Raw genomic sequence first — 7,913 nt, 5'->3', positions numbered from 1 at the left:
CTGGCTGGTATTTTTCCTCTTTCTGGTTTCTGGAGTAAAGACCTTATAGTGGCAACTGCCTACGAGGTGAGTTTTTTCTGGGGTGTTCTTGTTTCTGTGGTAAGTTTTCTGACGGCCTATTACATATTCAGGGAGGGGTTTGTGATGTTTCATGGCAGGGAGTATTTCAGGCATGAGCATGAGGGAGAGCCTCATGAGAGTCCCTCTGTGATGGTTGTTCCTATGCTTGTGCTTTCAGTTATGGCAGTTGTGGCTGGGTTTTTTGAGGGCTGGTATGGTGGTGTGCTTGGTGTGAAGAAGGAGCTTCATTTTGATATTGCTCTTTTGTCTGTGCTTGTGGGTGTGGCTGGTATACTTGTGGCTTATCTTGTCTACATTAGGGGTCTTGTTGACCCTCAGAGGGCTTATGAGGCCCTAAAACCTCTGCATACTGCCTTCAAAGAACAGTTCTTCACTGAAAGGCTTTACCACAGAGTGCTTGCTGGCGGCTATCTTTTCTACTCTAAAATTCTTTACATGACTGCAGAGAGACAGCTCATAGACGGTCTTGTAAATGCCACCTACCCAGCGGTAAGAAGTGCAGGCGGCTTCATGAAAGCCCTGCAGGCTGGCAAGCTGAACCTTTACACTCTCTTTATAGCCGCTGGTTTTCTCCTTCTTCTTTTCATAACAATTTTCTGGAGGTAAAAGATGGAAAACCTTCTGAGCATAGCCATATTCCTGCCTCTGTTGGGTGCAGTGCTAACTGCTATAGTCAGAAAGGAGAAGTTTTCCAAAATCCTTTCTCTGGGTATATCTTCAGTGGTGTTTCTGATAGTCCTTTACCTTTTTCTCAACTTTAACTGGTCCGCTCAGGGTTTTCAGTATGTAAAAAGATTTGACTGGATTCCTTCTCTTGGAATCTCTTACCATGTGGGTGTGGACGGGATGGCAATCTCCCTACTTCTCATGACCTCTCTGGTCTTTGTGGTTGCTTTTCTTTGGTCTCTCAGGGTGGAAGACAGACCAAACCTCTACTTTGCCCTCTTTCTTGCACTTGAGACTGCATGCCTTGGAGTCTTTTCCGCCCTTGACTTTTTCCTCTTTTACCTCTTCTGGGAGGGTATGCTCATACCCATGTATTTCATCATAGGTATGTGGGGACACGACAGAAAGGTTTACGCAGCCAACAAGTTCTTCGTATATACCTTCTTCGGCAGTGTTTTTCTGCTACTGGGGCTTGCCAGTATAGTGGTTTACGGCTACATAATGACGGGCAAGCTGTCCTTTGACTACACCTTCCATCTGGGTTTTTCTTACCCCATGATACTCCAGACTGCAGCCTTCCTGCTCTTTGGTCTGGGCTTTGCGGTCAAGATTCCCATGTGGCCAGTCCACACATGGCTTCCTGATGCCCACGTAGAGGCACCCACCGCAGGCTCGGTGATACTGGCTGCAGTGCTCCTGAAGATGGGCACTTTTGGCTTTGTGCGTTATTCTCTTCCCCTTTTCCCCGATGCAAGCAAATACTTTATTCCTCTTATCTTTTTCCTGAGCCTTGTGGCCATAATCTACACGGCCATGATGGCTATTGCCCAGACTCACATAAAAAGGCTAATAGCATACTCCTCTATAAGCCATATGGGAGTGGTGACCCTTGGCACCTTTGCCATGGACCTGAACGCCCTCAATGGAGCCATATACATGATGATTGCTCACGGGCTATCTTCTGCGGCGCTGTTTATGTCCGCAGGTTTCATATACGACAGGGTTCACTCCTACCATATGGACGACCTTGGAGGGCTTGCAAGATATGTGCCAAAGCTGGCAGTTCTGTTCATGATTTCAGGGCTTGCAGGTATAGGCTTTCCGGGACTTGCAGGTTTTGTGGCGGAGTTCCTCGTTTTCCTCGGCACCTACAAAAACTTCCCCCTCTGGGCTTTCATAGCAGGTGTTGGCGTGGTGCTGTCTGCGGCATACTTCCTCTATATGTATAAGAGGGTCATGTTTGAAGAGGAGACCATTTCAGAATACAGGCTTGAAAAATGGAAACATCTGAAAGACCTTGAGACCCACCACATGCTTTCCTTCATACTCATCATAGCCTCTGCCTTTATAATGGGTCTTTACCCATATCCCTTTGTGAAAATCATTGAGCAGACTTCCCGATATGTGCTTGGAGGTTGAGAAGTGAACTGGAACGCTATAATTCCCGAGCTGGTGCTTTCTCTGGGTATCCTCCTTCTTTTTGTCCTTGACCTTTTTCTTCAGAAAAAGCACTACAGGCTTCTTGGAACAATCTCAGCATTTGTGCCCGTGGTATCCCTCATAAGCCTGCTTTTTGTCTCCTATCCTGCAAAGGCTCTCTTTGGTCTTTTTGAGGTAAGCTCTCTCAACCTTCTTGGAAAGGCGGTCCTTTACATACTTACGAGCCTTGTGCTTTTTTCCATGCAAGACTACTATGAGAAGAAAGACTCCGTCTATACGGAACTCTCATACCTTCCTCTTCTTTCAACCCTCGGACTTTCCATACTCATATCTTCGGCGAACCTTGTGGCTCTCTTTCTTTCTCTGGAGCTTGCAAGTGTTGGCATGTATCTGATGGTTTCCCTTCTGAAGGGAGAATATCTCTCAAAGGAGGCAGGCTACAAGTATCTGATAATGGGTTCTGTTGGCACTTCTATGCTTGCCCTGGGCTCAGCCTTTTACTACGCCAGCACGGGAAGCCTCTTCTTCAGGGAATACAGAGATGAAAACAGCCTTTTTGTGCTTTCCATGCTTCTTCTGCTCTCCGCCCTTGCCCTCAAAGCTTCAGCAGTTCCCTATCACTTCTGGACTCCTGACGCCTACGAGGGTGCACCCACCCCCATAACGGGCTATCTGTCTTCAGTCCCAAAGGTGGCTCTCTATTTCCTCCTTGTCCAGCTTCTCGGATACTTTTACCACCTCAAGCAGTGGCTCCTTCTGGTGGCAGTGCTTTCTGTGCTTTCCATGTTCTATGCCAACCTTGTGGCATACGCCCAGAGGTCGGTTAAGAGGCTTCTCGCCTACTCTACCATTGCGCACGCCGGCTACTTCCTGCTGGGCATAAGCACGGTAGACCCACAGCTTCAGAAGGCTCTTCTCTTCTATGTTTCCCTATATGCCTTCGCTAGCCTTGGCAGTTTTACCCTGATGGCTGTGCTTGAAAAGAGGTCTGGCTTCTCCCACCATATGCTCGACTATAGAGGGCTTTTCAGAGAGCATCCCTTTCTTGCATCCCTTTTTGCCCTCTTTCTCTTTGCCTTTATCGGCATACCACCCATGGCTCTCTTTGTGGGCAAGCTGGGGCTTTTTATTGGACTTGTAAATACCATGCTTTTCCCCCTGGCCTTTGCCCTTGTGCTTGCAAGCATCATATCTGCAGGGTATTATCTCAGAGTAATAGTCTCCATGTTCCTGGAAAAGGATGAGAAAAGGTTTCCTCCAGCGAGGGTCTCCGGTGGTGAAGCCTTTACGCTACTGCTTTGCTCCATTCTGGTAGTTCTTCTTGGCATATTCCCCCATCTTCTCTACGACCTGATAGGGTTCTGATGCTTTTGAAAGTTTTGCCCGTGGGACTTCTCTCTGTAAACTGCTCCCTTATTGTGGACGAGGAGACAGGGCAGGCAGTGGTGGTAGACCCGGGGGCTGACGCCCAGAAGATAATCAGAGAGCTTGAGCCATATGAGCCTGTGGCAATCATAGCCACCCACGGACATATAGACCACGTGGGTCAGGTGAAAACCCTGAAAGAGAAGTTTAAGGCCCCCTTCTACATGCACTCTGCGGACCTCTTTCTGATAAACGACCCCATATGGCCTGGCTTTGAAAGGCAGATAGGTGCAAACCTGCCCTGCCCAGAGCCAGATGTATACCTCAAGGACGGAATGAGTATTAGTCTGGGAAAAACAAGCCTGAGAGCAATCCACACCCCCGGACACACCCCAGGACTGTGCTGTCTTTACGAAGAAAGTAGCAAGACTCTCGTTGCGGGAGACCTCCTCTTCAGGGGTGGAGTAGGCAGGTGGGACCTCCCCGGCGGAAGCCTTGAAGACCTCAAAAAATCTCTGCATCGCATATTTTCAGAGCTTGAGGACGATGTGCTGGTAGTATGCGGACACTACGAGGAGACCACCATAGGACACGAAAGAAAGTTCAACCCATACTTGCGAGAGCTGTTGAAAGTGTGATATGATACATGAGGGATAATCTGGAGCCATAAGGCTCCATGACATTTTGACAGCTGAATAGGGCATGCTGTTCCTCTACATTGGAAGGGTCTTTACTGCCCTGAAGACCTGAGAAAACCATGCTCGTCAGCCTCCAGAATTACACTCTTGTGCCTTAACTCCTTAAGCTGATTGATTTTCAGGGCTATCAGCTCGCCCATGGGTATGCCTTTTCTGATGCTCTCTATGCGAAGCTCTTCCCACAGGTCGTAGGGCAAGAGAAGGGTAGTCTTTTTGTATTTTCCCTTTTTCTGAGCCCTGCCTTTCATAGTCTTTATTATGCCATACAACCGTATGACCATACGACCATACATATGGCTTTACGGTTTTACGGCCGTATGGCGTATGCTTCTGAGCGTTGAAAGGCAAGGCTTTGAACTTGACAATAACACACTCAAGCCTGCATGACCTCCGACTTCTGGCAAATAACCCCCTTTTGAAAGGGTGGGGGGTTGACAAAAGGCTTGATGTTTCTTATTATTTTTTACATACCGATTTAGGGTTGCTAATCTACCGTGTGGAGTTGAAACGTTCTTTTAGTGCTTGAAGCAATTGCTCAAAGCTTGTTGCTAATCTACCGTGTGGAGTTGAAACAAAAGTCTTCAGTATGCTGTGTTTCTTGAATTCAAGTTGCTAATCTACCGTGTGGAGTTGAAACGAGAAGGACTGTTTTGAGAAGTAGGTTTTGTTGTTTACCGTTGCTAATCTACCGTGTGGAGTTGAAACGTTTACATACAGCACCTGTTCGTTTGTTGTGTCAGAAGTTGCTAATCTACCGTGTGGAGTTGAAACTGAACCAGAAATTATCTTTGTATACTCTCATGAATGCGTTGCTAATCTACCGTGTGGAGTTGAAACAGAAGTGGATGGGAAGCAATGCAGGAAAGGATACTTAGTTGCTAATCTACCGTGTGGAGTTGAAACTTAATTTTTCGGGTTGGAATAGAGGCACGGCTACAGTTGCTAATCTACCGTGTGGAGTTGAAACTAAAAGATAACATCAATTGAAAGTTTTCTTCCAGTATGTTGCTAATCTACCGTGTGGAGTTGAAACCTGTCTTATGTAGGTTCTTAGGGTTTTGTCCTGTGGGTTGCTAATCTACCGTGTGGAGTTGAAACACTCTTATACTACCAGTCGCCGCAGTAGAAACAGATACTCGTTGCTAATCTACCGTGTGGAGTTGAAACTAGATTAACCGCCTCATCAATTTGAGCTGGCGTAGAATTGTTGCTAATCTACCGTGTGGAGTTGAAACTCTATACTATCCTCATGGATTGGACTATTACAGATTGTTGCTAATCTACCGTGTGGAGTTGAAACTGCTCTCTGTCAGCTTAAAGCGTTTCATGAGTTCTCTGTTGGTTGCTAATCTACCGTGTGGAGTTGAAACAGCGTACGTGCTTTTTGCGAACTCTCTCGGAAGGGCGTTGCTAATCTACCGTGTGGAAGTTTCTCATGTGAGCTATAGGCTCATAACTTCATAAAGTTTACGGTCGGCCCTTCTCTGCGTAAGCTAAAAACCTACACCAGTTTTTTCTCATTCCCTCTTTGGAAAGAGTATTACCCTATCTTTCACAAGGTATTCTCTCCTTGCGTATGGCTTTAACTCCCCCTGCAGTGGCTCACATCCCATAGCTCTGAAGATTTCTCCCATCTTGCCCGGCATGAAGGGCTCAAGCAGGTTTGCCAGAAGATGTATACCATCGGTAAGCGTGTAGAGAACTTTTCTCAAAGCAAGTTCATCCGTCTTTGCAAGACTCCATGGTGCTTTTGAGTCCACATACTTGTTGAGATAAGAAGAAAGCCTCAGCACAGTCTCCAATGCGTTGTAAAAGTCGACCTTTTGCATATATCTGTCGTAGTCATCAACTACTTCACGGGCAACATTTTCATACTCAGAATCTCTTTCCCCCGAGACCTTACCCCCAAGATACTTTATATCCATTGCCATTACTCTACTGAATAAGTTTCCAACTTCATTGGCTAGCTCCCCGTTGAGCCTGTTCAGGATAGCCTCCCTTCTTATGTCTCCATCTTCTCCAAAGGGCATGTCTCTCAGAAGGAAATACCTTACCTCATCCAGCCCCCACTCTTTGACAAAGTGGTAGGGATTTATCACATTGCCCAGAGATTTTGACATTTTCTGACCTTCCACCTTCCACCATCCGTGGGCAAAGATTCTTCTGGGAGCCTCAAGGCCCACAGAGAAAAGAAAGGCAGGCCAGTAGACTGCATGAAAGCGTAGAATATCCTTTCCAACCAGATGAAGGTCTGCAGGCCACAGATGCATCCTGTCCCTGATTGCAGAAACGTAGTTAAAAAGAGCGTCAAACCACACGTATATGGTATGCTCCTGGTCAAAGGGCACCTCTATTCCCCATCTTACTCTGTTTCTCGGTCTTGTAACAGATAGGTCTCTCAACCCCTGTCTGACAAAGGCTTTCACCTCATTTTTCCTGTAGTCAGGCATTATGAACTCTGGCATGCTTTCGTAGAATTCAAGAAGTATGTTTTCATACTTTGACAGCCTGAAAAAGTAGGAGGGTTCCTTTATGTAATCGCAGGGTTTTAGATGTATGGGACAGACCTTCCCCTCTAAAAGCTCACCCTCGGGCTTGAACTCCTCACAGCCAACGCAGTACCAGCCCTCGTATTCTCCAAGATAGATGTCTCCCCTTTCATAACTTTTCACAAAAACTTCCCTGACAAGCTCCTTATGTTCCCTGTCTGTGGTTCTTATAAACCTGTCATAACTTATGCCCATAAACTCCCAGAGCTTCTTAAAGTTTTCAGAGTTCTGGTCTGCAAGTTCCTGTGGGCTAATGCCCTTTTCTTCTGCAGACCTCTGTATCTTCAGACCATGCTCATCGGTCCCGGTAAGGAAAAAAACCTCATACCCTCTTTTTCTGTAATGCCTGGAAAGCACATCGGCAGCTACTGTGGTATAGGCATGCCCTATGTGAGGGACATCGTTAACATAGTAAATGGGAGTAGTGACATAGAACTTCATGAGCTCTATATTATAAAGCATGAGAGCCCTTCTGCTCCTTCTGACTCTTCTCCTTTCTGGCTGTGCAGTGAAGACATGGACGCTGGAGGGTCCATCAGACCTTTCCAATGGGTTGACAGTCAGGGTAGAGATGAACCGGTGGAAATACTATCCCTCAGACCTTGATAGATATGTGCTGCCCATATACATTGAGATAGAAAACCGCGGTTCACAAACGGTCAAGGTGGCAAGAGAGGATGTATTTTTGATAGACGAGAAGGGTAATCAATACAATCCAGTTGAACCCAGAGATGTGATAAGCATGTTGGGAAGGGATTACCGCATGGGTATTGGTCTCGGGTTTGGCTACTGGAGCTCACCCTTTGGGCTGTGGTGGTCACCATATTACACCTTCCCCAGAAATGAATCATACCCCGACATTGTGAACAGAGCCTTTATATTCGGTGAAGTTCAGGGTGGTGCCAGGCTAAGAGGTTTTGTGTATTTTCCAGAAATTCCCAGAGATATAAACAAACTTACTCTAAACGTGAAGGGATACAAGTTCAGACTGAAGGCTAAGGAGGATTGAATTATAATATTTCTTCAGCGGGTGTGGCGGAACTGGCAGACGCGCTGGACTCAGGATCCAGTGGGCTTACGCCCGTGAGGGTTCAACTCCCTCCACCCGCACCAT

General features: G+C 46.7%; 7 protein-coding genes, 1 tRNA gene and 1 CRISPR repeat array. Of the genes, 6 read left to right on the top strand and 2 right to left on the bottom strand.

The genetic code is table 11. The features are described 5' to 3' along the window. The 4 genes from WHS43_05410 to WHS43_05395 all read left to right on the top strand — a co-directional run. Nucleotides 1-687, top strand: a 687-nt coding sequence (locus WHS43_05410; GenBank protein ID MEJ5339074.1) for an NADH-quinone oxidoreductase subunit L, incomplete at its 5' end; no start/stop codon positions are given. A gap of 3 nt (nucleotides 688-690) precedes the next feature. Then, the gene (locus tag WHS43_05405; protein ID MEJ5339073.1) at nucleotides 691-2,166 is read left to right on the top strand and encodes a NuoM family protein; all 1,476 of its coding nucleotides are present in this window, start codon (nucleotides 691-693) and stop codon (nucleotides 2,164-2,166) included. 3 nt (nucleotides 2,167-2,169) lie between these two features. Further along, complete coding sequence (locus WHS43_05400; protein MEJ5339072.1) at nucleotides 2,170-3,552, top strand: NADH-quinone oxidoreductase subunit N; 1,383 nt, start codon at nucleotides 2,170-2,172, stop codon at nucleotides 3,550-3,552. Continuing rightward, complete coding sequence (locus WHS43_05395) at nucleotides 3,552-4,190, top strand: MBL fold metallo-hydrolase (protein ID MEJ5339071.1); 639 nt, start codon at nucleotides 3,552-3,554, stop codon at nucleotides 4,188-4,190. Before WHS43_05400 ends, WHS43_05395 begins: the two co-directional genes overlap by 1 nt. A gap of 92 nt (nucleotides 4,191-4,282) precedes the next feature. Here the strand turns inward: WHS43_05395 and WHS43_05390 are convergent, their stop codons facing one another. Beyond that, nucleotides 4,283-4,531 carry a chromosome segregation protein SMC gene (locus WHS43_05390; protein MEJ5339070.1) on the bottom strand — a complete coding sequence of 83 codons (249 nt, stop codon included), beginning with the start codon at nucleotides 4,529-4,531 and terminating at the stop codon, nucleotides 4,283-4,285. Nucleotides 4,532-4,730: 199 nt separating this feature from the next. Beyond that, nucleotides 4,731-5,685: a CRISPR direct-repeat array (repeat unit 29 nt; unit sequence GTTGCTAATCTACCGTGTGGAGTTGAAAC). An 82-nt stretch (nucleotides 5,686-5,767) separates the two neighbouring features. Continuing rightward, a complete protein-coding gene (gene metG / locus WHS43_05385; GenBank protein MEJ5339069.1) occupies nucleotides 5,768-7,261 on the bottom strand; it encodes a methionine--tRNA ligase in 1,494 nt (497 codons plus the stop codon). Here metG and WHS43_05380 point away from each other — a divergent pair. Together WHS43_05380 and WHS43_05375 are read left to right on the top strand one after the other, a co-directional pair. Beyond that, nucleotides 7,260-7,808: a hypothetical protein gene (locus tag WHS43_05380; protein ID MEJ5339068.1), complete on the top strand. Its 549-nt coding sequence runs from the start codon at nucleotides 7,260-7,262 to the stop codon at nucleotides 7,806-7,808. The two genes, metG and WHS43_05380, sit on opposite strands and share 2 nt — an antisense overlap. Before the next feature lie 17 nt (nucleotides 7,809-7,825). After that, nucleotides 7,826-7,912, top strand: a tRNA-Leu gene (locus WHS43_05375). The last annotated feature ends 1 nt before the right edge of the window (nucleotide 7,913 follow it).

Source organism: Aquificaceae bacterium (assembly GCA_037481935.1).
Lineage (GTDB): Bacteria > Aquificota > Aquificia > Aquificales > Aquificaceae > Pampinifervens.
Note: the sequence above shows the minus strand (reverse complement) of the source record. Positions and strands in the feature narration are given on the sequence as shown.